General features: G+C 76.4%; 19 protein-coding genes and 1 pseudogene. 15 read left to right on the forward strand and 5 right to left on the reverse strand.

Going from position 1 to position 21,283, the window contains the following annotated elements:
• A pseudogene (locus ABZ457_RS17715) lies at positions 1-221 on the forward strand (hypothetical protein); the annotation flags it as partial.
• 84 nt (positions 222-305) lie between these two features.
• On the opposite strand, the gene ABZ457_RS17720 reads toward ABZ457_RS17715, so the two are convergent.
• Positions 306-716 (reverse strand): rodlin, encoded by a 411-nt coding sequence (locus tag ABZ457_RS17720; RefSeq protein ID WP_359158489.1) that lies wholly within the window; start codon positions 714-716, stop codon positions 306-308.
• Between the two features lie 166 nt (positions 717-882).
• Entirely contained in the window at positions 883-1,182 is a 300-nt protein-coding gene (locus ABZ457_RS17725) for a hypothetical protein (protein WP_359158490.1), read from the reverse strand.
• A 352-nt stretch (positions 1,183-1,534) separates the two neighbouring features.
• Here ABZ457_RS17725 and ABZ457_RS17730 point away from each other — a divergent pair, with 352 nt between their 5' ends.
• The 9 genes from ABZ457_RS17730 to ABZ457_RS17770 all read left to right on the forward strand — a co-directional run bounded on the left by ABZ457_RS17730 (position 1,535) and on the right by ABZ457_RS17770 (position 13,004).
• Complete coding sequence (locus tag ABZ457_RS17730; protein WP_359158491.1) at positions 1,535-2,671, forward strand: DUF3344 domain-containing protein; 1,137 nt, start codon at positions 1,535-1,537, stop codon at positions 2,669-2,671.
• Between the two features lie 54 nt (positions 2,672-2,725).
• A complete protein-coding gene (locus ABZ457_RS17735) occupies positions 2,726-3,910 on the forward strand; it encodes a glycosyltransferase family 4 protein (protein WP_359158492.1) in 1,185 nt (394 codons plus the stop codon).
• Positions 3,907-5,370 (forward strand): exopolysaccharide biosynthesis polyprenyl glycosylphosphotransferase, encoded by a 1,464-nt coding sequence (locus tag ABZ457_RS17740; RefSeq protein ID WP_359158493.1) that lies wholly within the window; start codon positions 3,907-3,909, stop codon positions 5,368-5,370. Before ABZ457_RS17735 ends, ABZ457_RS17740 begins: the two co-directional genes overlap by 4 nt.
• A gap of 2 nt (positions 5,371-5,372) precedes the next feature.
• Complete coding sequence (locus ABZ457_RS17745) at positions 5,373-6,752, forward strand: O-antigen ligase family protein (RefSeq protein WP_359158494.1); 1,380 nt, start codon at positions 5,373-5,375, stop codon at positions 6,750-6,752.
• 659 nt (positions 6,753-7,411) lie between these two features.
• Positions 7,412-9,109 carry a lipid II flippase MurJ gene (locus ABZ457_RS17750; RefSeq protein WP_359158495.1) on the forward strand — a complete coding sequence of 566 codons (1,698 nt, stop codon included), beginning with the start codon at positions 7,412-7,414 and terminating at the stop codon, positions 9,107-9,109.
• The gene (locus tag ABZ457_RS17755) at positions 9,099-9,869 is read left to right on the forward strand and encodes a polysaccharide deacetylase family protein (protein ID WP_359158496.1); all 771 of its coding nucleotides are present in this window, start codon (positions 9,099-9,101) and stop codon (positions 9,867-9,869) included. The genes ABZ457_RS17750 and ABZ457_RS17755 overlap by 11 nt, the downstream gene beginning before the upstream one ends.
• Positions 9,866-11,092, forward strand: a complete 1,227-nt coding sequence (locus ABZ457_RS17760; protein WP_359158497.1) for a glycosyltransferase — start codon at positions 9,866-9,868, stop codon at positions 11,090-11,092. The genes ABZ457_RS17755 and ABZ457_RS17760 overlap by 4 nt, the downstream gene beginning before the upstream one ends.
• Positions 11,089-11,784, forward strand: coding sequence for a lipopolysaccharide biosynthesis protein (locus ABZ457_RS17765; protein ID WP_359158498.1), 696 nt, complete (start codon positions 11,089-11,091; stop codon positions 11,782-11,784). The genes ABZ457_RS17760 and ABZ457_RS17765 overlap by 4 nt, the downstream gene beginning before the upstream one ends.
• Positions 11,781-13,004 (forward strand): GNAT family N-acetyltransferase, encoded by a 1,224-nt coding sequence (locus tag ABZ457_RS17770; RefSeq protein WP_359158499.1) that lies wholly within the window; start codon positions 11,781-11,783, stop codon positions 13,002-13,004. Before ABZ457_RS17765 ends, ABZ457_RS17770 begins: the two co-directional genes overlap by 4 nt.
• Here the strand turns inward: ABZ457_RS17770 and ABZ457_RS17775 are convergent.
• Positions 12,970-14,274, reverse strand: coding sequence for a glycosyl hydrolase (locus ABZ457_RS17775; protein ID WP_359158500.1), 1,305 nt, complete (start codon positions 14,272-14,274; stop codon positions 12,970-12,972). The genes ABZ457_RS17770 and ABZ457_RS17775 overlap by 35 nt on opposite strands.
• Before the next feature lie 145 nt (positions 14,275-14,419).
• Here ABZ457_RS17775 and ABZ457_RS17780 point away from each other — a divergent pair, with 145 nt between their 5' ends.
• Both ABZ457_RS17780 and ABZ457_RS17785 read left to right on the forward strand, forming a co-directional pair.
• Positions 14,420-15,811, forward strand: a complete 1,392-nt coding sequence (locus ABZ457_RS17780) for an ATP-grasp domain-containing protein (RefSeq protein ID WP_359158555.1) — start codon at positions 14,420-14,422, stop codon at positions 15,809-15,811.
• Positions 15,793-17,067 (forward strand): NAD(P)-binding domain-containing protein, encoded by a 1,275-nt coding sequence (locus ABZ457_RS17785; RefSeq protein WP_359158501.1) that lies wholly within the window; start codon positions 15,793-15,795, stop codon positions 17,065-17,067. The genes ABZ457_RS17780 and ABZ457_RS17785 overlap by 19 nt, the downstream gene beginning before the upstream one ends.
• Positions 17,068-17,587: 520 nt before the next feature.
• On the opposite strand, the gene ABZ457_RS17790 is transcribed toward ABZ457_RS17785, so the two are convergent.
• A complete protein-coding gene (locus ABZ457_RS17790) occupies positions 17,588-17,881 on the reverse strand; it encodes a hypothetical protein (protein ID WP_359158502.1) in 294 nt (97 codons plus the stop codon).
• Positions 17,882-18,080: 199 nt separating this feature from the next.
• Here ABZ457_RS17790 and ABZ457_RS17795 point away from each other — a divergent pair, with 199 nt between their 5' ends.
• Both ABZ457_RS17795 and ABZ457_RS17800 read left to right on the forward strand, forming a co-directional pair.
• Positions 18,081-18,608: a DUF4352 domain-containing protein gene (locus ABZ457_RS17795; protein ID WP_359158503.1), complete on the forward strand. Its 528-nt coding sequence runs from the start codon at positions 18,081-18,083 to the stop codon at positions 18,606-18,608.
• Positions 18,609-18,711: 103 nt separating this feature from the next.
• A complete protein-coding gene (locus tag ABZ457_RS17800) occupies positions 18,712-19,212 on the forward strand; it encodes a DUF5949 family protein (protein ID WP_359158504.1) in 501 nt (166 codons plus the stop codon).
• 52 nt (positions 19,213-19,264) lie between these two features.
• On the opposite strand, the gene ABZ457_RS17805 is transcribed toward ABZ457_RS17800, so the two are convergent.
• A complete protein-coding gene (locus ABZ457_RS17805; RefSeq protein ID WP_359158505.1) occupies positions 19,265-20,533 on the reverse strand; it encodes a cytochrome P450 in 1,269 nt (422 codons plus the stop codon).
• Between the two features lie 181 nt (positions 20,534-20,714).
• Between ABZ457_RS17805 and ABZ457_RS17810 the strand changes: the two genes are divergently transcribed.
• Positions 20,715-21,236, forward strand: a complete 522-nt coding sequence (locus ABZ457_RS17810) for a hypothetical protein (protein WP_359158506.1) — start codon at positions 20,715-20,717, stop codon at positions 21,234-21,236.
• The last annotated feature ends 47 nt before the right edge of the window (positions 21,237-21,283 follow it).

Consider the following 21,283-nt stretch of genomic DNA (forward strand, 5'->3'; position numbering starts at 1 on the left):
ACGAGATCAACGCCCTGTGCCTGTGGTGCTGCCTGGCCTGGGTCGGGACCATCGTCATGTTCTGGTACGTGACCTCGCACAACGTGCGCAACGGGCTGCTGCCGGCACCGGCCGGGGTGCGGTCCTTCCTCGGGGAGTTCACCTGGGCGCTGCCGGTGCTGCACATCGGGATCATCGGCATGCTGATCCTGACCCGCTGGTGGGACTTCTGGACCTCCTGATCCGCCGCCGCCCACCGACGGCACGCGCACACGGAAGAGCCCCGGCCGCCTGGACGGCGCCGGGGCTCCTGCGTGCGGTGACGATCAGCGAGCGGAGACGCCGTTCGCCGACAGAACCGGGATGTCGTTGAGGATGTGCGACAGCGGCTCGTCACCCTTGGCCTGGGTGGAGTTCTCGACGCACTGCTGGTTCTGCGGGGCCGACAGGATCGGGATGTCCTGGACGGAGATCGGCACCGCGCCGACCAGCGAACCGACGTTGGCCTTGAGCGGCAGACCGACACAGGGCTTGTTCAGCGAACCCTGGATCAGGCTCATCTGCGGGCTCATGTCCCCGTACGTCTCGGCGTTGCCGTACGACTGGGAGGCGCCGTTGCCGCTCGCGGAGTGGGTGCCCTCGTTGTCGCCCACGGCCATAGCCTGCGGCGCCATGGCGGCACCCGCGGCAGCCACGGAGAGGGAGAGTGCCGCCGTAGCCATAACCTTCTTGAACATGTTGCGTCCTTCTGTTGCAGAGAATGCCCGCCGTTGGAGCTGCCTGACCAACCGCCGACCCGGCCTGTTGGTTATTCCGGTTCACTCCAAAGGCCCTCTTCCGTACGGCTGCTGACGGCTTCCGCCCCGGCGGACGGAGGGGCGGAGGGCGCCGGGCCGCCGGGGGTCAGCCGCCGAGGGAGATGCCGCCGAGCATCGGGGTCGCCCCGGCGGCCGTCTTCAGCAGCTGCTCCGGAGCGTTGCCCTTCAGGTTGTTGAGCTCCATCACCGCGTCGGTCGCCTGGCCGACCGCCGGACCGGCCTGGGTCACGTCGTCCAGCTGCGGCAGCGTGGAGGCCGCGTGCGCGATCCCGCCGTTGAGGCTCATCGGGACCGCGGGAGCGGCGTCGGCGGCGAAGGCGGGCGTGGCCGCGCCCAGCGCGACCATGGACCCGGTGAGAACGGCGGCGGCCCTGGAGTGCTTCATGTCCTGTGATCCTGTTCCCGGCGGGGCTCCCCGCCGTCGACAGGCACAACGATCAGCACGGGAACGGGAAACCCCTTCGCGCCGCCTCGTTCGCCCCTGTCCCGGCAATCCGCCGGAATCACCGTGACGACGCTGCAACGAACAAGTCGGCCGATGGTTGCGCTCTATCACACGATGGATTGATTCCCGGGTGCGGGGGGCGCGCGACACGCCGTGCACAACGCGCCTGTAAGGGACCGGAAAAGGCGCACCTCCAGATGGTCGAACGCCCGAGTCCGACGTGATTTCCCCCTGGCTTTCTGACAAAGTGCACTCCTGTTTTGTCGCGTTGACCGAAAATGGGGAGCCAGTCATGTCGAAGTCGTCAGGCTTCGCGGCGGTAGGGGGAGTCCCGCGGTTCGGGGCCGGACGCGCCGGACGCGGTATCGCCCGCTGGGGGGCACTGCTGTGCGCGGCCGTGACCCTCGCCCCGGCGACCGCCGCCGCGGCCCCGCCCCCGGTCCCCGCCGAGACCCCCCGCATTCCGTTCGTCCAGCGCTACCACGCCGTCCACCACGGCGGCGTCACCCGGATCGCCAACTCGGCCATCACCTGCCGCACCCCGCTCGCCGAGGGCGCGGCGGCCTGCCCGGCCCTGGAGCGCGGCGCGGCCGGCGCCAACAGCGACTACGAGATGTTCTACGTCGACCTCGACGACGACCCGAACACCTACAACTCCACCCGCGCCGAACTCGCCCTGCCCGCCGGTTCCACCGTCCGCTACGCCCGGCTCTACTGGGGCGGCAACCTGCGCGTCGGCGAGCAGAAACCCCCGAAGGACAACGGCCGCGTCCTCATCGCCGAGCCGGGCGGACGCTACAAGGAGGTCCTGGCCGACACCCGGATCGCGCACCGCGACGCCGACGGCCGCGACGCCTACCAGGCCTCCGCCGACATCACCCCGCTGGTCCGCGACAGCCGCTCCGGCTACTGGACCGTCAGCCAGCTCAACGTGGCCCGCGGGCACTCGAAGGCCGGCGCCTGGGGCGGCTGGACGATGGTCGTCGCCTACGAGAACGACCGCGAGCCGCTGCGTGACATCGCCCTCTGGGACGGCTTCGAGACCGTCGGCGAGGCCCGCGAGGTGACCCTGACCGGACTGCGGGCCGCCCCCGGCGCCACCGGCCGCGCGGGTCTGGTCGCCTACGACGGCGACCGCGGCGCCACCGGCGAGTCGGCCACCGTCCGCGCCGGGAACGGCCCGGCCCACCGGCTCACCGACGCGGCCAATTCCCGCGCCGACCTGATGAATTCCACGATCACCGATCTCGGCAGGCCGAACTCCGCCCGGAAACCCGCCCACCGGAACACCCTCGGATACGACTCCGACGTGTACGACATCTCATCCGCGCTCCGGCGTGGCGCCGATTCCCTCGCTTTCCGATTCACCGGAGAGAGGAACGGCTACTTTCTCGGCGCCCTCTTCGTGCAGGCCGACGCGCGCCGCTGAATACCGGCCCCCTCACAGTCCACCGCGTTCACGCCTGTTCGAAAAGAGCCGCATGTGCTGCACAGAGACTGGACCGAGAAAAGCCGGCTGACCGTATTCCATCTCGTTCAGCCCGTCGAAGGCGGAGTCGCCCGTGTCGTCACCGATCTGGTGCGCGCCCAGGCGCACGCGGGCGCACGACCGGTCGTCGCCTGTCCGCCCACCGGTCCGCTCGCCGCCGCCGCGGCCGAGGCGGGGGCCCGGGTCCACCCCTGGACCGCCGGCCGCTCGCCCGGACCCGGTCTCGCCCGGGAGGTGCTCACCGCCGCCCGGCTGGTCCGCGAGGTCCGGCCGCACCTTGTGCACGTCCACAGCGCCAAGGCCGGACTCGCCGGGCGGCTCGCCGTACGCGGCCGGGTGCCGACCGTCTTCCAGCCGCACGCCTGGTCCTTCGACGCCGTCGAGGGCCGCGAGGCCCGGCTCGCCCTCACCTGGGAGCGCTACGGCACCCGCTGGAGCACCCGCACCCTGTGCGTCAGCGACAGCGAACGCCGGGCCGGGGAGCGGGCGGGCATCCGCGCCCGCTGGTCCGTGATCCGCAACGGCGTCGACCCGGCTCTCTTCGCCGAGGACAGCGACGGCACCCGGCGCACCGCCGCCCGGGCCAGGCTGCCCGTGCCCGGCGGCCTCCCGGACGGCGTCCCGCTCGTCGTCTGCGTCGGGCGGCTCTGCCGTCAGAAGGGGCAGGACGTCCTGCTGCGCGCCTGGCCCGCCGTCGTCGGCCGCGCGCCCGCCGCCCGCCTCGTCCTCGTCGGCGACGGCCCCGAAGCGGACCGGCTACGGGCCTTCGCGCCGCCCGGGGTGGTGTTCGCGGGCGCCCAGGGCGACATCCGGCCCTGGCTGTACGCGGCCGACACGGTGGTCCTCCCGTCCCGCTGGGAGGGCATGGCGCTCGCCCCGCTGGAGGCGATGGCCTGCGGGCGGCCCGTCGTCCTCACCGACGTCAGCGGCGCCAGGGAGAGCCTGCCGCCCGGCCACGAGCCGTACGCCCTGGTCCCCCCGGAGGACCCGGCCGCGCTCGCCGCCGCCCTGGTCCGGCTGCTGGCCCAGCCGGGACTCGCCCGCGACCTCGGCCGCCGGGCCGCCGCGTACGTCCGCGCCACCGGCGACGTCTCGCGCACCGCCGACGCCGTGCTCGGCCTCTACCAGGAACTCCTCAGCACGCACCGACCCCTGACGAGGAAGCGCACCGAACGATGACGACGGAGAGTGCTCCCGCGCCCCACACCGCCCCCGTGGCGACGACCCGCCGCGTACCCTCGGTCCATCCGCCCCGCGGCACCGCCGGCCGGCGCCCCGCCGCGCACGCCAAGCGGCGCATCCGGCAGCGGCGGCGGCCCGTCGCGCTGATCGCCGCCGACGCCACCGCCGCGGTCGCCGCCTGCGCGCTCGCCCCCGGGGTGCCCTGGCCCGTCGCCCCGGCCGCCCTGGTCCTCACCGCCGCCGGGATCGCGCTGCACTCGGGGCGCGGCCTGTACCGGCTGCGCCTGTCGCCGTCCGCCCTCGCCGAACTGCCCGCGCTCCTCATGCTGTCGGCCGCCACCTGGCTGCTCCTCGACGCGGCCTTCACCGTGCACGACCCCGCGTACGCGGTCGGGCCGGCCGCCGTCGCGACGGGCGCCGGACTCCAGGCCGCCCTCGCCTGCGCAGGGCGGGCGGCCGTCCACCAGGCGCGCCGCCGCGCCGCCGCCCGCAGGCCGCGCTCCGCGCTCGTCGTGGGCCGCGGCCCCAGCGCCCAGCAGCTCACCGCCGCCCTGTACGCCCATCCCGGCTACGGCATGCGCCCGGTCGGCCGGGTCGACCCCGGCCACCGCGGCGGACCGGCCGACGAGGGCCAGCTGCCCGTCCTCGTCACCCCCGAGGACGTCAGCCGCGCCGTCATCCAGAACGCGGTCCGGCACGCCCTGTTCACCGGGCCCGACCTCCCGGCCCATCTGGTGCGCCTGTTCGGCGGACACGGCTGCCGGGTGTGGCAGGTCGCCCACCCCGCCGCCGAGGGCACCGCACCGCCCGGGCGGCGGGACGCGGACCATCTGTGGGGCTTCGCGGTCCGGCAGCTGGAGACGGACCCCCCGCGCGGCGGCTTCCCGCCCGCCAAACGCGTCCTCGACGCGGCCCTCGCCGCCGTCGCGCTCGTCGCCGCGGCCCCCGTCCTCGCGGTCTGCGCCCTCGCCGTCCGGATCTCCGACGGGCCGGGGGTGCTGTTCCGGCAGGAGCGGATCGGGCTCGGCGGGCGGCCGTTCGTGCTGCTGAAGTTCCGCACCCTGCGGCCCGCCGACGAGCACGAGTCCGCCACCCGCTGGAGCGTCGCCCGCGACCGGCGGATGAGCGCCACCGGGAGCCTGCTGCGGCGCACCTCGCTGGACGAGCTGCCGCAGCTGTGGAACGTGCTCCGCGGCGATATGAGCCTCGTCGGCCCGCGGCCCGAACGCCCCTACTTCGTCGCCAAGTTCGCCCACACCTACCCGGGCTACGCCGAGCGCCACCGGATGCCTGTCGGCATCACCGGGCTCGCCCAGGTCAACGGGCTGCGCGGGGACACCTCCATCGAGGAGCGGGCCCGCTTCGACAACCACTACATCGACACCTGGACCCTGTGGCAGGACGTGTGCATCATGGCGCGCACGGCCGCGTCGCTGTTCCGGCTCGGGGGAAGCTGACCATGGCCCTCGCCGCCGCGCCCTCCGCGCCCGCCTCCGCTGTTCCCGCGCCCGCCGCCCCGCACGTCTTGGTGGCCGCCGCCCGCCGGGTGCCCCGCGTGGACCGGCTCCTGCTGCTGCCGCTGCTGGTCACCGTGCTGCTGGTCGCCCTGCCCATCGGCCGCTCCGGTGAACCGGGCACGGTCGCGCCCGCCGACATCGCCTCCGGGCTCCTCGTCCTCGCCTGCCTCGCCCGGGTGCTGGCGCTGAGCGCCCGGCCGCTGACGGTCACCGCGGCCGTCGTCCTCGCCCTGCCGGTGGTCGGCTTCGCCGTCGCCACGGTGACCGCGGCCGACCCCGAGGCCGCCCTGCCCGGACTCGTGCGCTACCTCCAGGTGTTCGTCCTGGTGCCGGGCGCGGTGCTGCTGGTGCTGCGCGACGCGTGGGCGTTCCGGCTGGTCACCGTCTCGATGGTGGCGGTGGCGCTGGTGCAGGGCGCGGTCGGCACCTACCAGTACGCGACCGGCACCGGCGCCTCGTACATGGGCCAGGACGTCCGCGCGGTCGGCACCTTCGGGCCCACCGATGTGATGGGCATGGCCACGGTCGTCTCCTACGGGCTGCTCGCCGCGCTCGCCCTCGCTCTGCGCACCCCGCCGGGCTCGCCCGCCTGGCTGCGACCGGGCGCCTTCGCGGCGGCCGGGGCGCTGGTGGTGCCGCTCGGACTCTCCTTCAGCCGCGGGTCGTGGATCGCCACGGCGGCCGCCGCGCTGGCGATGCTGCTGCTGTCCGGGCTGCGCCGGGCGGCCCGAGTGCTGGCGGTGGTCGCCGCGCTCGGGGTCGTCCTCGTCGGCGGGCTGGGCGTCGGCTCCGAGATGATCGCCCAGCGGATCAGCAGCATCACGCAGGTCACCGGGACGCCGGACCGGTCGGTGACCGACCGGTACAGCATGTGGGCCGCGGCGGCGGCGATGTGGCGCGACGAACCGGCCACCGGCGTCGGCCTCAAGGGCTTCCCCGCCCACCGCGACGGGCACGCCTCGATCGGGCTCTCCGCGGGCAGCGACACGGCGGGCGCGGGACGGGAGTTCGTGAAGCAGCCACTGCTCTCGCCGCACAACATGTACCTGCTGATCCTCGGCGAGCAGGGCCTGATCGGGCTCACCGCGTTCCTGACCTCCTGGCTCGCGATCCTGGCGGGCGCGGTCCGCCGCGTCCTGGTCCGCCGCGGGGGCGGCCGCGTCGCGGCGGCGGACTGCGGGCTGGCGGCGGTGGGCCTGATGCTCTGGCAGACCGTCGACTTCCTGTACGCGGACATCGGCGGCCCCTCCACGGTCCTGACCGGCGTCATCCTCGGCCTCACCGCATGGTGGGCCCTCGCCCCACGCGAGGCCCGCCCATGACCCGCGACCGCGCCCCGGGCACGGCGGGGCCCGACGACACGGCCCCGCCGCCGACGGCTCCTCGGCCGCGTGCGCCGGGCGGGGACGGCATGCCCGGCCCAGGCGCGGCGGGCAGCGCGGTCCCGGTCACGCCCGGCGCCCCTGCCGCCGCCACCCCGGGCAGCCCTGGGCCGATCACGCGGCGGGCCCACGACCCGGGTTCTGACCCCGTGTCCGGCGCGGGCGCCGCTCCCGGCCCGGGCGGCACGCCCGAGCCCGGGCGGGCCGGGCATGCGACGGGCCCGGGCCCGGGCCCGGACGCCGCGTCCGGCGCGGTTGCGCCTGCGGGCCCGATCACCGCTCCCCGCCCCGGCAGCACGCCCGAGCCCGGTGGCGTCCCGCCGCACGTGCCGGACGGCGGTGCCGGCGAGCCGGACGTCATGCCCGGCGTGGGCGGGGAGCCTCCCGCTGTCGCCTCACGCCGCCCGGGCCGGGCGCGCCACGCTGCCCGGCGCGGGGGGCCCGGGGCGCTGCCCGCCGCCGTGCCGGACGGGCCCGGTGCCCCTGGCCCGCACGCGGGGCGCGCGCCGGGCACGGGCGCGGACACCGCGTCCGGCGGCGCGGGGTCTTCCGCCGCCACCCCCGCCCGGCGCGGGGGCCCCGGGGCGGAGGTCTCCGCCGTGCCGGGCGGCCCCGGCAGAGAGGCCGCCGGGGCGGAGCCCGCAGCCGAGGGCACTGCTCCGCCCCCGGCCCGGGGCCGGCACGCGCGGCGGGGAGCGCCCGCCGGTGGGCCGCCCGCGCGGCGTGGCGGGGAGGAGGGCGGCGGTGGGGCGCGGCTCGGGCGGGTGTTGGTGCGGGCCGCGGCCGTCACCGGGGCGCTCACCGTGGCCGGTGCGGTGCTCGGGCTGCTGCGCGATCAGACCATCGCGCACCTCTTCGGCGCGAGCGCCGAGAGCGACGCCTTCCTCATCGCCTGGACCGTGCCCGAGATGGCGTCCACGCTCCTCATCGAGGACGCCATGGCGCTGCTGCTCGTGCCCGCGTTCAGCCACGCCCTCGCCGCCCGCGACCCCGGGGCGGTCCGGGCCCTGGTGTCCGCGACCTTCCCACGGCTGTTCGCCGTGCTGACCTGCGTCGCCGTCGCCCTGATGGCGGGCGCGCCACTCGTCGTACGGCTGCTCGCGCCCGGGTTCGACGACCCGGAACTCGCCGTCGAGTGCACCCGGTTGACCGCCCTGACCGTGCTCACCTTCGGCGTCACCGGCTACTGCAGCGCCGCCCTGCGCGCCCACGGCAGCTTCCTCCAGCCCGCCGCCGTCTACAGCGCCTACAACGTCGGCATCATCGGCGTCACCCTCGCCCTGCACCAGTGGTGGGGCGTGCGGGCCGCCGCCGCGGGCGTCGCGGCGGGCGGGGTCCTGATGATCCTCGTCCAACTCCCCGCGTTCGCACGGAACATCGGCCTGCGCCCCCTCCTCGCCCCGCTGCGCGCGCCCCTCCGCGCCCCCGCCGGCGTCCCGCTGCTCGGCGCGGCCGTCCTCGCGCCCGTCGTGCTGTTCGCCGTCAGCCGCCAGTCGCAGGTGCTGGTCGAGCGCTTCCTCGCCGCGCCGCTCCCCGCCGGGGCCATCTCGCACCTCAACTACGCGCAGAAGGTCGCGCAGATGCCGATGGTGCTCTCCCTGATGGTGTGCACCGTCACCTTCCCCGTCGTCGCCCGCGCCATGGCCGAGGGGGACCGCGAACGCGCCCGCCGCCGCGTCGAGGAGGACCTCGCCACCGCCGGGGCGCTCGTCCTGCTCGGCACCGCCTTCGTCATCGGCTACGCCCCCGGCATCATCGAAGTCCTCTTCCAGCGCGGCGCGTTCGACGCCCAGGACACCGCGACCACCGCCGCCGTGATGCGGGTCTACGCGGCCGGGCTGCTCGGCCACTGCCTGGTCGGCGCCCTCGGCCGCCCGTTCTTCTCCTCCGGCCGCCCGACCTGGTACCCGGCCGCCGCCATGGCCGCCGGGCTCGCCGTCACCGTCGCGGCGGGGGCCGCCGCCGTCGGCCCGTACGGCGTCCACGGCATCGCCGCCGCCAACGCGGCCGGCATCACCGCCACCGCCGTCCTGCTGCTGCACGGCCTCGGCTCGCGCGTGGTCGCCATCGAGGTCCGCGCCATCGGTGTGCGGATCGCCCGGCTGCTGCTCGCCGCGGCCGCCGCCGTCACCGCCGCCCTGCTCACCGCGCCCCTGACCGGCGGCCCTGTCCTCTCCCTCGCCGCCGGAGCCCTTCTCGTCCCCGCCGTGTTCCTCGGCGCCGCCCGAGCCCTGGGCGCGCCCGAGGCACTCCACCTGCTGGCCCTCGTACGCCGGAGGCTGCGTCATGACCACTGACCCGACGACCAACCGCCGCCCTCAGCCGTGGATCTGGATGTACCACGCGGTCGGCGACCCCACCGACGACCCGTACGGCATCACCGTCGGCCCCGGCCGGCTCGACCACCAGCTCCGTCTGCTGCGCGACCGCGGACTGCGCGGCGTCACGGTCTCCCGCCTGCTGCGCGCCCACGCCGAGGGCCGCGACCACGGTCTCGTCGGGCTGACCTTCGACGACGGCTACGCCGACTTCACCGCCTCCGCGCTGCCCGTGCTCCGCCGCCACGGCTGCTCCGCGACCCTCTTCGTCCTCCCCGGCCGCACCGGCGGGGTCAACGTCTGGGACCCGGAGGGCCCCCGGCGGCCCCTGCTCGACGCGGACGGCATCCGCGGCGCCGCCCGCGCGGGCGTCGAGATCGGCTCCCACGGGCTCCTCCACCGCGATCTGACCACCCTGGACGACGGGGACCTGCGCGAGGAGACCGTCCGCAGCCGGGAGTTGCTGCGGGAGCTGACCGGCACCGCGCCCGCCGGGTTCTGCTACCCGTACGGCACCTTCGACGCGCGGGCCGCCGACGCGGTCCGCGCGGCCGGGTACGCGTACGCCTGCGCCATCGACCCCGGCCCGGCGGCCGGCCCGTACGCCCTGCCGCGCACCCACATCAGCCACGCCGACCGGCGCGGGCGGCTCGCGGTCAAGGGCCTGCGCCACCGGCTGCGCCGCCTCCCCGGCCTGCGGCCCGTCCGTCTCCCGGCCCTCCAGGAGCCCGTCCGATGACCCCCGCGAACCTCCCGGACCTCCCGAACCCCGCGCCCGGTCCCGAGCGGACGGTCCGGGTCCTGCACATCGTCACCGGCCTCGGCGTCGGCGGGGCCGAGCAGCAACTCCGGCTGCTGCTGCGCCACTTGCCCGCCCCCTACGTCTGCGATGTGATCACGCTGACCAACCCCGGCGCCGTCGCGGCCGGACTGCGGGACGACGGGGTCGCGGTCACCGACCTCGGGATGCGCGGCAACCGCGACCTGGCCGCGCTGCCCCGGCTGGTGCGCCGCATCCGGGCCGGGCGCTACGACCTCGTCCACACCCACCTCTACCGCGCCTGCGTCTACGGCCGGCTCGCCGCCCGGCTCGCCGGGGTGCCGTCCGTGGCCACCGAGCACTCCCTGGGGAAGGCGGAGATCGAGGGCCGGCCGCTCACCCGAGGGGTCCGCGCCCTCTACCTCGCCACCGAACGGCTCGGCGCCGCCACCGTCGCCGTCTCCCCGACGGTCGCCGCCCGGCTGCGCGCCTGGGGCGTGCCCGGTGAGCGGGTGCGAACGGTGCCGAACGGCGTCGACGCGGCCCGGTTCCGCTTCGACCCGGCCGCCCGCGCCGCCCTCCGCGCCCGACTCGGCCTCGGCGAAGGCGCGTTCGCCATTGCCGGGATCGGCCGGCTGGTGCCCGGCAAGCGCTTCGAGATCCTGGTCGAGGCGGTGGCCGCGCTGCCCGGGGCGGTGCTGCTCCTCGCCGGTGACGGCCCCGAACGGGAGGCGCTGCGGGCGCTCGCGGTCCGCCTCGGCGCGGCCGGCCGGGTGCGCCTCCTCGGCGAGCGGGACGACGTGCCCGCCGTGCTGTCGGCGGCCGACGCCTTCGTCTCCACCTCCCGGGAGGAGGCGTTCGGACTCGCGGTCGTGGAGGCCCTCGCCGCGGGCCTGCCCGTGCTGCACGGCGCCTGCCCCGCCGTCGACGACCTGCCCGCCGGCCACGCCCCCGGCGCCCACGCCCTGCGCGAGGGGACGGCCCGTGAACTGACCGCCGCCCTGACCGCCCTGCACCGGGCCGGCGCCCCCCGCCTGCCGCCGCCGCCCGCTGTGGCGCACTACGACATCACCCGTGGCGCGGCCCTGCTGGCCGAGCTGTACGCGCACCTCACCGGGCCCCCGGGCCCGCCCCGCGTCCCCCGTCCCACCCCCGACTCCGACCACGCCCCCGTCCCCACCGAGAGAGCGGCACGCCCATGACGACCACCCCCGAGCACGAGCAGGAGCCCGCCGAGACCGGCCGGACACGCCGACCGCGCCGCCTGCGCACGCCGTTCCCCGCCGGGCCCGCCTGGTGGCCCGTACCGGCCCTCGCCCTCCTCGGCACAGCCGCCGGCCTCGCGTACGGCCTGGTCAAGGCCCCCGAGTACGCGGCGACCAGCTATGTCGTCGCGGTACCGGCGAGCGGCACCGAGGCGGGCGCCGCCCTCGGCTTCGCCCAGGCGTACGGCCGGATCGCCACCAGCGACGCCACCCTCGCCTACGCCCGCCGCGACGCCGGCCTCCCCGTGAGGGAACTCCGTGACCGGGTGCGCACGGAGACCTCCCCGGACTCGCCGATGATCGCCGTCACCGGCACCTCCACCCGCCGCGCCCAGGCCGCCGACATCGCCAACGCCGTCTCCGACGCGATCGTCGTCAGCAGCAACCAGGTTTCCAAGAACACCGGCGTGAAGTTGATGACCTTCTCCGAGGCGGTCACCCCGAACGAGGCCGTCTCCCCGTCGCTGCCCGTCGCCACCGCCGTCGGCGCCTGCGCGGGCGGACTGGTCGGCGGGCTCTTCCTGCTGGTCCGGCCCCGGCCCGGCCGGCGCGGGGCCGGTGCGGGCGGCACCGCGGTGCCCGGCCCCGCCCAGCCCGTGGGGGCGCCCGCCGAGCGGGAGCGCGTGTGAGGGCCCAGGCCCCGGCCGGATGCGCCGTCAGCCTGTGCCGCGAACCGGCGGAGTTCGCGGCGCTGGCCGACGAGTGGGACCGGCTGCACCGCGCCTGCGGCGCCGCCACCCCGTTCCAGAGCCACGCCTGGCTCCACTCGTGGTGGCTCTCCTACGGCACCCCAGGACGCCTGCGCGTCGTCCTGGTCCGCGCCGAAGGCCCGTCCGGGCGGGGGGAGTTGATCGCGGCCGCGCCCCTGATGCTGGTGCACCGCCCGCTGCCCCTGCTGGTGCCCCTCGGCGGGACGATCTCCGACTACGGGGACGTCCTCGTCGACGACGCCCGCGCCGGGCTCGCCCTGCCCGCCCTGGCGCACGGCATCGGGCGCGCCGCCCGGCACGCCGTCGTCGACCTGCGCGAGGTGCGGCCCGGCGGGGCGGCCGAGCGGCTGTGGGAGAGCTGGCCGGGCCCGCGCGCCCGGCTGGCGGACTCGGTCTGCATGGAGCTGCCCGCCCTGCCCGTCGAGGACCTGGTCGCGCGGATGCCCGCCAACCGGGCCCAGCGGGTCCGGGCCAAGCTCCGCAAACTGGACGCCCTCGGGATCGAGGCCCACCCGGTACCGCCCCACGAGGTCGCCGGCGGCGTCGACCTGCTGCTGCGGCTGCACGAACTCCAGTGGCGCGGCCGGGGCGTCAACGTCGAGCACCTGCGCCCCCGCTTCCGCGACCACCTGGTGCGCGCGACGGGTGCGATGGCCGCGCGCGGCCACGCCTCGCTGACCGAGTTCCGGATGGACGGCCGCCCGGTCGCCGCGGGCCTCACCCTGCGCGCGGGCCGGCTCAGCGGCGGCTATCTGTACGGGGCCGACCCGGTGCTGCGGGAACGCAAGGCGGACGTGGCCGCGATGCTGCTGCGCGAGGAGGCCCGGCAGGCCGCGGGCCACGGCCTGGCGGTGCTGAGCCTGCTGCGCGGTTCGGAGCCGTACAAGAACCACTGGCGGCCGGAGGCCGTGACCAGCGGCCGGCTGCTGCTCGCCCGCCCCGCGCTGGAACCGCTGCTGCGGCTGCACGAGTCGCGGGCGCGGATGCGGGAGCGGGCGGCGGAGATGGTCCGCAGCAGACTGCCGGCCGCGCGCGAGTGGCGCGGCCGGCTCAACGACTGGCGGGCCCGGGGCACGAACGGCGGGCCGCCGGGGCAGGCCCCGGTCACAGCGCCCAGCGGGCCTCCGCGGGGAGGGTGACGCAGTAGTCCCGCGCCGGCACCCACTGGGACACCCAGTCGCCCAGGTCCAGGGGCATGCACCAGTCGTCCGGGTTGGTGCCCGTGTCACCGGGCACGGGGACGGGCTCGGTGGGCACCGGGTCCGGGTCCGTGGGAGCGGGCTCCTGCGGAGCGGGGTCGGTCGGGACCGGATCGGTCGGCGCCGGCTCGTTCGGCGGCTCGCCCGGGACGGGGTCCGTGGGCGCCGGCTCGTTCGGCGCCGGCTCCTCCGGGGCACCGGGCTCCTCGCTCTTCGCAAACAGCTTCGAGCGGAACACCTTCGAGGACTCCGGATTGCTCCCGCACTGCCAGACCCCGTGCGGACAGTAGTCTGTGATGGTCTGGTAGAGCGGCTGATGGCGGTCGATCCATTCGAGCATGCGCCGCATGTACTCGGGATTGTCGCCGTTGCGGAAGAGACCCCACTCCGGATAGGAGATCGGCTTTCCCCGCTCCGCCGCGAAATCGACCTGCTTCTGCAGTCCGTAGGGCGCGTTCACCTGGTCGTCGAACGAACCGCCGGGAGGCTGGTCGTACGAGTCCATTCCGATGATGTCCACCACGTCGTCGCCCGGATAGCACTCGGTCCAGGCGATGGCGTCCAGTCCGCGATTCGGCGCGAAATCGAATCGGAACTCCTGCCCGGGAACGGAGCGCATGGCCGCGACGATGTTCCGCCAGTACGTCCGCCACGCCTGCGGGTCCGGCCCGCAGCGGTGGGTGTACGTGACGCCGTTCATCTCCCAGCCGAGCACGATCACGGTGTCCTGCGCGCCGAGGTCCACCAGGCGGGAGGCGAGGGTGCGGAAGTGGTGGTCGTACTGGCCCTTCGCGCCGGCCCGGAGCAGTCGCGCGACGGCCGCGTCCGGGAGCCGGTCCTCGTTGCGGTCCAGCATCGGCACGTTGAGGACGAAGGTCCGCTCGGCCGACGCCCGCCGCCACTCGGCCCACGGCCGCAGGAATTCCGGGCGGCCCTCGATGTTCGTCCACACATCCCCGGGGAGATAGGTGTGAGCCACGGTCAGTTCGCGTCCGCCCAGCCATGCGGAGAGTTCCGACATGCGCTGGATTCCCTCCGGCCCGTAATGGAGATACGCGCCGTGGGCGGTCGGGGAATCGGACGCGGAATCAGCTGCGGAATCGGCCCGGGAATCGGCCGACGCCGGGGTCGTGAGCGGTCCGCCGGAGACAAGAAGTCCGGCTGCGACCGTCGCTATACATGAGTTGATCAGACGGTGCCTTCGCGGCATGCCTTCCTCCTTGTGGAGCATTTCTGCGACTGACACGACGTTAGGCAGAAACCTCCTGCGGCGAGCTGTCGTGAGGCACGTCCCTAGGCCATTAGCGAACAGGCGCGCACGCTGCGGGCCCGTCCAGGTGAAAGTTGTGACCCGAATGCCCGAACTCGACCGGTCGGTGCCCGCGCTGGTGCTGCGGCTGGACCGGAACCCCTTCCACCACGGCACCCTGGGCGCGGTGCGCTCCCTGGGCCGCGCGGGCGTGGAGGTGCACGCCGTCGTCGAGTCGCGGCGCAGCCCCGTCGCCCGTTCCCGCCATCTGCACCGGGCACATCCCAGGCCGCCCGGCGCGCCGGAACCGGACGTCCTCGTCGACGCCCTGCACCGGGTCGCCGAGCGGATCGGCCGGCCCGCCGTGCTGATCCCGATGGACGACCTCGGGGCCGTCCTCGTCGCCGGGCAGGCCCACCGCCTCGCCGGACGGTTCCTGCTGCCGCCCCAGCCCGCCGACCTGCCCGGCACCCTCGCCGACAAGGCGGAACTCGCCGGGCTGTGCGCCGCGCACGGCATCCCGCACCCCGAGACCGCCGTCCCCGGCGACGCCCGGGAGGCCGCGGCGGCGGTGCGGCGGATCGGGGTGCCGCTGGTCGCGAAGTGGAGCCGGCCGTGGCTGCTGGACCCGGCGTCCGGCCTGCGCAGCACCAGCCTGGTCGGCTCCCCGGCCGCCGCCGCCCGGCTGTTCGAGCGCACCGCCGAGGCCGGGAGCCGGCTCCTCCTCCAGCGCCGGCTGCCGGACCGCCCGCACTCGGACTGGTTCTTCCACGGCTGCTTCGGCGCGGACGCGGTCTGTCTGCACGGGGGCACCGGGCGCAAGGAGCTGTCCTGGCCGCCGCGCACCGGGCTGACCGCACTCGGGCGGTGGAAGCACAACGAACAGGTGGCGCAGGCCGGCCGCCGGCTCGCGGAGAAGGCGGGCTACCGGGGCATCCTCGATCTCGACTTCCGGCGGGACGCGGACGGCGTGTACCGGCTCCTGGACGCGAACCCGCGGCCCGGGGCGCAGTTCCGGCTGTTCACGGGGGCGGACGGGCTGGACGTGGTCCGCGCGCTGCACCTGGACCTGACCGGACGGCCCGTCACCGCCTCCGGCGACCGGCCCGGCCGGGTGTTCGTCGCCGAGAACTACGCGGTCCTCTCCGCGCTTGCGTCCGCCCGGCCGGGCTCCGGGGTCCGGTTGCGGGCGGGCGCCGGGGTGGAGACGGCGTGGTTCGCGGGCGACGACCCGGCGCCGTTCGCGGCGATGGCCGGGGCGTTCGCCGGGCGCGGCCTGGCGAAGGCGGCCGGGCGGCTGCGGGCCGCGGTACCGGGGGCGGCGGCGGTGCCGGCGGCGCGACGGGAGGCCGCGCCGGGGCGGGAGGCCGCGCCGGGTCCGGGCACGCCGGGTCCCGGAGCCGCCGGGGACGGGCCGGGTCCGGGCACGGCGCCCGGAGCCGCCGGTACGGACAACGATCCGAGGAACGGGAGCGCACCATGTACGACCTGGCAGTGATCGGCGCGGGCCCCTACGGGCTGTCGGTGGCGGCGCACGCGGCCGCCGCCGGACTGGACCTGCGGGTCTTCGGACGCGTGATGGCGTCCTGGCGGGACCACATGCCCGGCGGGATGTTCCTCAAGTCCGAGCCCTGGTCGTCCAATCTGTCCCACCCGGGAAGCGGCCACACCCTCGGGCAGTACGCCGCCGCGCACGGCTTCGAGGCGGTGCACGGGCGACCGATCCCGGTGGACGCCTTCGCCGGGTACGGCGCGTGGTTCGCCGGACGGGCCGTGCCCGCCGTCGACGAACGGACCGTCACCCTGGTGGCCCCGGCGGACGGCGGCTTCCGTGTGCGGACCGCCGACGGGGAGGAGGTCCGCGCCCGGACGGTGGTGCTCGCGGTCGGTGTGATGCCCTTCCGCGACGTCCCCGCCCCGCTCGCCGCACTGCCGGCCGGGCTGTGCACACACAGCAGCGGGCACCGGGACCTCGGCGCCTTCGCGGGGACGGACGTGGCCGTGGTCGGCGCGGGGCAGGCGGCGCTGGAGACCGCGACCCTCCTCGCGGAGCTGGGCGCCCGGCCGGTCCTGGTCGCCCGGACCCGCCGCCTGCGCTGGAACACCCTCCCGGCACCGCTCGACCGGCCCCTGCCGCGTGCGATGCGCACCCCGCACAGCGGCCTCGGCACCGGCTGGAGCACCTGGGTGTGGGCCGAACTCCCGGGCGCGGTCCGCCGGCTGCCCGCCCGCACCCGCCGGCGCCGGGCGGACACGGCGCTCGGCCCGGCCGGCGCGTGGTGGCTGCGCGAACGCTACGAGGGCCGGGTCCCCGAACTGCTCGGCCGCACCGTCCGCGCCGCCCAGGTCCGCCCCGACGGCCGCGTCCGCCTGGAACTGCGCGGCCCGGACGGCACCAGGAGCGCCCTCGACACCGGCCATGTCGTCGCCGCGACGGGCTTCACCCCCGACCTGGAGCGCCTGCACCTCCTGGACGACACCCTGGGCCGGACGCTACGGCTCTCCCCGGGGACGCGGGCCCCCGTCCTGAGCGCCGCCTTCGAGTCCTCCCACCCGGGCCTGTTCTTCGCGGGGTTGCTCTCCGCGCCGACCTTCGGCCCGGCGATGCGCTTCGTCCACGGCGCGACGTACACGGCCGCCCGCCTCGTCACGGGCGTCCGCCGCCACCTGCGCACGACCCCGCGCCGCCCCGCGCTCCCGCAGCCGGCCCGTCCCCTGCCCGCCCCCGAACCGACCGCGGGCGCGGGCCACTGAGACCGGCGCCCGGCCCACGGACGCGTCATACCCCGCGCCCGGGCGCACTCGTGGTCCGCACCGGGGTGCGCTGTGGCCGGACGGACCGGGCGTGGCGCGCCGCCGGGGCTCTCGCGCCGACCGCCGCGCGGGCCCGTGTCCCCGGGCAGCCCCCGCCTGGCGTGGTCACGGCCGCCCCTCCGGAGCGGAACCGCCGGGCCGGTGGCCTGCCTCGGCGGGCGCTGCGCGCCGGGCCAACGGGCACCCGCACCCGGCGTGCTCGTCGGCCGCGCCCGGGAGCGGACCGCGGGGGTCGACCTCGACCCCGGTTCGCCGACCGGCCCGGGGCCGCACCGGGAGCGGACCGCCGGGTCGGCCCCCCGCCGCAGGCGCGGGCCCCCGCCTGGGGTGGCAGGCCTCGCCAGGCGCTGCCCGCCGGGCACCCGCGCCCGCCCGCCGGGGCCGCCGGTCTGCCCTGGTCGGGGGGCCGACGGCGGGTGCCACTCGCCGTCGGCCCCCCGGCCTCAACCCGCCCCCGCCGTCAGGCGGAGACGCGGTTGTGGTCGTGGAGCCAGCCGCGGCGGGGCGGCGGGGACGGGATCGCGTCCAGGAGGTCGTCCGGTGCGGCCGGGGCGGGGCCGGACGCGGGCGGGTAGAGCGTCAGCCACTTCCACTCGCCGTCCGGGCGGCCCGGGAGTGTGCGGCCCGCGGCCGCCCACTCCCGGGCGAGCTGGTCGTAGATCGGGCTCGGGGCGACCGGTGGCGGGGCGGTCGGGGCCGGGTCAGTGGTCGGCCGGACGCGCTGCCGGCGAGCCGGCGCCGTAGTGCTTGCCATACGCGGCCAACGCGCGCCGCGCGGGGGAGGTCACTGCCGGGCCGGGGCGCCGGGGGACGGCGGGAACGGCCATTCGACGGGCGGGCCGCCCGACCGCCCGCGTGATCACCCGCGTGACACGGGGCGCGTCGCCGTCGTTTCCGTCGGTGGGACCCGAAGATACCGACGACGGGCCGCGGGAAGGGGACCGATGAGACGTATGGCCACTGCGCTGACGCCGGCGCTCGCGCTCGTGCTGGGGCTGACCGCCTGCCAGGCGGACGGCGGGCCGGGGGAGACGGCCCCCCGGGACGGCAAACGCGCCGCCACCACCGCGGCCCCGGCGGTCGCCGGGATCGGCGGCACCGCCGACGCCGACGACCGCCCGGGCGGCGGGCATCTGCGCGTCACCCTGAACGGGGTCGTCGACCCCGCCCTCGGCGTCCGGGCCACACCCCGCCCCGCCGCCGGGCACCGCTGGGTCGGCGTCGACCTGTCCGTGGTCAACGTCGGCGGCACGGCGTACGAGTCGGCCGTGGGCGGCGGCGCCTGGGTGACCGACGAGCGGGGCAAGAAGCACCGTGCCGTCACCACCGGGGAGCTGACCACCGGCTTCCCGCTCACCCGTGGGGCGCTCGGCGCCGGTGAACACCGCGACGGCTGGCTGGTGTTCGCGCTCCCGCACGGCTCCCGCGCGGTGAGCCTGCACTGGCCGTCCGGGGACGCGGAGCACCGCTGGACCCTGTGAGCGGACGGCCGCGCACCCCGCGCGGAACCGCCCGGGTCCGCGTTCACCCGCGCAGGTGAACGCGGACCGGGAGGGCCCCGGCCGGGCACTAGGGTGCCGAGCCATGACCACTGCGAACTCCCTCACATCGGCCGTCGACCCGGCGGAGCTGGGCACCCTCGTGCTGCTCGCCTGGACGGGCGACCCGGCCCAGGGGCACGACACCCCGTACCTCGTGGCCTACTCGCTGGGCGACGGCCGGGGCGGCCCGGAGGCGGCCGGCCGGGCCCTCACCGCGCTCATCGGGCAGCTGGGACTCGCCGCGGGGGACGTGCTCCACGACCGCACCGGCGAGGGCGCGTTCCCGGTGCAGCTGCTCATCCAGGCCGGCCAGGCCGTCGTCACCATGCCGCACATGAACGCCCAGTGCCCGGCGCCCGCCGAGTGGCTGGCCGCCGCCGAGCAGCGCGGCACCGTCCACTTCATGATCGCCGCCCGTCCGTGGCCCGAGGCGACGCCCGGACAGCCGCTCACCGAGGCGGTCCTCCAGGCGTTCCTGGGCGACGAGGCCGTCCTCGCCGACACCGCCCACGTCCTGCTCCCGGTCTCCCGCCTGCGCGGCTGACCCACACGCACGCCCGGGTCCGGTCCCGCGCGGGACCGGACCCGGCGGGGCGTCAGGGCGCGCCCAGCGCGAACGGCATACTGCGGACCCGGTTGTCGAAGCTGGAGTCCACCAACCCGGGCTCCCCGACCGCCCGCAGGCCCTCCGTACGGGTCAGCAGCTCGCGGAACAGGGCCTTCATCTCCTGCCGGGCCAGATGGGCGCCCAGGCAGTAGTGCGGGCCGCCCCCGCCGTAGCCGAGGTGCGGGTTGGGGTCCCGGGTGATGTCGAAGACGTCCGGGTCGGTGAAGACCGCCTCGTCGCGGTTGGCCGAGGCGTAGAACAGCACCACCTTCTCGCCGGGCAGGAAGCGGTGGCCCCCGAGTTCGCACTCGGCGGCGACCGTGCGGCGGAACTGGATGATCGGCGTCGAGTGGCGCACGATCTCCTCCACCGCCCCGTCCGCGTACCGGTCGAAGTCCGATTCCAGCAGGGCCCGTTGCTCCGGGTGGGCGGTGAGCAGGTCCAGACCGTGGGCGATCGCGTTGCGGGTCGTCTCGACACCGGCGACCAGCAGCAGCGAGAAGAAGGCCCCCAACTGGCGTGCGGTCAGGCCGCGTCCGTCCACATCGGCTGCGACCAGTGCCGACACCAGGTCGTCGGCGGGCCGCAGCCGCCGCTCCCGGCCCAGCCGCGCCATCTCCCACTGCATCCGGGCGAGCGCGGCCACACCCCGGCCGGGCACCCGCAGACCCCGCCGCACGCCCACGTTCTCCGAGGCACGGTCGATCCGGGCGGCGATCGAGGCGCGCATCTCCCCGGGGATGCCCATCAGGTCGCAGATCACCTCGAACGGCATCCGGGAGGCGACGGCGGGCACGAAGTCCGCGGCGGCGCCCCGGGACGGGTAGCGCGCGATCATCTCGTCGACGATCCGCCGGGCCACCTCCCGCACGTTCTCCTCGGCCGCCGCGAGCAGACGCGGGGTGAACGAGCGGCTCACGATCCGCCGCAGCTCCGCGTGTTCGGCGCCGTCCAGGTTGACCATCGAGTTGCCGAACAGCGCCTTCGCCCACGCGGCCGGCTCCGGCGTCGTCACCCCGGGCGCGCTCGTGAAGTCCCGCGGCCGCCGGCTCGCCCCCGACACGTCCGCGTGCCGGACCAGGGCGTGGAACGGCTTCCCGGTGCCCTCCCCGAAGCGGACGGGCCCGGGCAGGGTGCGCAGATGCGCGAAGGCGGCCAGGCGCGCGGAACGCGGCAGGGCCCAGAACGCCGGGTCCGCCAGGTCCGCCGACTCCGGCGGTGGCACCGCCTGCTGCTGCCCCGGGATCCTCTGTGCCACGACGACCTCCTGTCGCCAGGGCCGGGCCCGCGTCAGTTTCCGTCCCCGGATTGCTGCGGACAGGGGAAAGACGGGGGAAAACCGCACGGGTCGCGGCCGTGTGCTCGTTGTTCTCGTTGTGCCTGTTGTTGCAGGCAACGGACCGACAGGCGTCCGGGTCACTCCCGAGGAGACGAAGACAGTGAAGAAGTCGACAACGCGTGGAACCCTGGCGGCCGTCGTGGCCTGTGTGGCCTCGGCGGTCGGCGCGTCGGCCATGGGCGCCGCGCCCGCGGCGGCCGCCGGTTCCGTGCCGGTCACCGTGCCGCTGGAGAGCGTGGAGGCCGCGCTGCCGGTCGACGCGCCCGCGCTGAGCACCGGCGTCCCCGTCCCGGTGCCCGGTGCGCCCGAGGGGCCGCGCCATGTCACCGGGAACCTGCTGCCCGAGAACACCCTGCCCGCCGTTCCGCTCACCGCAGAGGTGCCCGGGACGCTGCTGGAACTGCCGGTGGAGAACCCGCTCGGCGAGGGGAACCTCGGGGTCGCCCAGGTGGTGTCCGAGGCGTCCGACCTCACGCTGGCGAGCCCCGGCGCCTCCCTCGGCGCCCCGCTGACCCAGCCTCGGCCCGAGCTGCTCGGGCAGCCGGAGGCGACCCTGCCGGAGGCCGGGATCGTCGCCCCGGTGCTGCGGGGCGCGCCCGCGGCGGAGCTGCTGCTCGGCTGACCGCGGGGGTCCCGGCGCGCGGGCGGCCAGAGGCGGATGCCGTGGGG

The organism is Streptomyces sp. NPDC005805, assembly GCF_040630445.1.
In the GTDB taxonomy this organism is placed as follows: domain Bacteria; phylum Actinomycetota; class Actinomycetes; order Streptomycetales; family Streptomycetaceae; genus Streptomyces.

Coding starts and splice junctions, on each gene's coding strand:
- ABZ457_RS17720 (WP_359158489.1), bottom strand. CDS start 716: ATGTTCAAGAAGGTTATGGCTACGGCGGCACTCTCCCTCTCCGTGGCT.
- ABZ457_RS17725 (WP_359158490.1), bottom strand. CDS start 1,182: ATGAAGCACTCCAGGGCCGCCGCCGTTCTCACCGGGTCCATGGTCGCG.
- ABZ457_RS17730 (WP_359158491.1), top strand. CDS start 1,535: ATGTCGAAGTCGTCAGGCTTCGCGGCGGTAGGGGGAGTCCCGCGGTTC.
- ABZ457_RS17740 (WP_359158493.1), top strand. CDS start 3,907: ATGACGACGGAGAGTGCTCCCGCGCCCCACACCGCCCCCGTGGCGACG.
- ABZ457_RS17745 (WP_359158494.1), top strand. CDS start 5,373: ATGGCCCTCGCCGCCGCGCCCTCCGCGCCCGCCTCCGCTGTTCCCGCG.
- ABZ457_RS17755 (WP_359158496.1), top strand. CDS start 9,099: ATGACCACTGACCCGACGACCAACCGCCGCCCTCAGCCGTGGATCTGG.
- ABZ457_RS17760 (WP_359158497.1), top strand. CDS start 9,866: ATGACCCCCGCGAACCTCCCGGACCTCCCGAACCCCGCGCCCGGTCCC.
- ABZ457_RS17765 (WP_359158498.1), top strand. CDS start 11,089: ATGACGACCACCCCCGAGCACGAGCAGGAGCCCGCCGAGACCGGCCGG.
- ABZ457_RS17775 (WP_359158500.1), bottom strand. CDS start 14,274: ATGCCGCGAAGGCACCGTCTGATCAACTCATGTATAGCGACGGTCGCA.
- ABZ457_RS17780 (WP_359158555.1), top strand. CDS start 14,420: ATGCCCGAACTCGACCGGTCGGTGCCCGCGCTGGTGCTGCGGCTGGAC.
- ABZ457_RS17785 (WP_359158501.1), top strand. CDS start 15,793: ATGTACGACCTGGCAGTGATCGGCGCGGGCCCCTACGGGCTGTCGGTG.
- ABZ457_RS17790 (WP_359158502.1), bottom strand. CDS start 17,881: ATGGCAAGCACTACGGCGCCGGCTCGCCGGCAGCGCGTCCGGCCGACC.
- ABZ457_RS17795 (WP_359158503.1), top strand. CDS start 18,081: ATGGCCACTGCGCTGACGCCGGCGCTCGCGCTCGTGCTGGGGCTGACC.
- ABZ457_RS17800 (WP_359158504.1), top strand. CDS start 18,712: ATGACCACTGCGAACTCCCTCACATCGGCCGTCGACCCGGCGGAGCTG.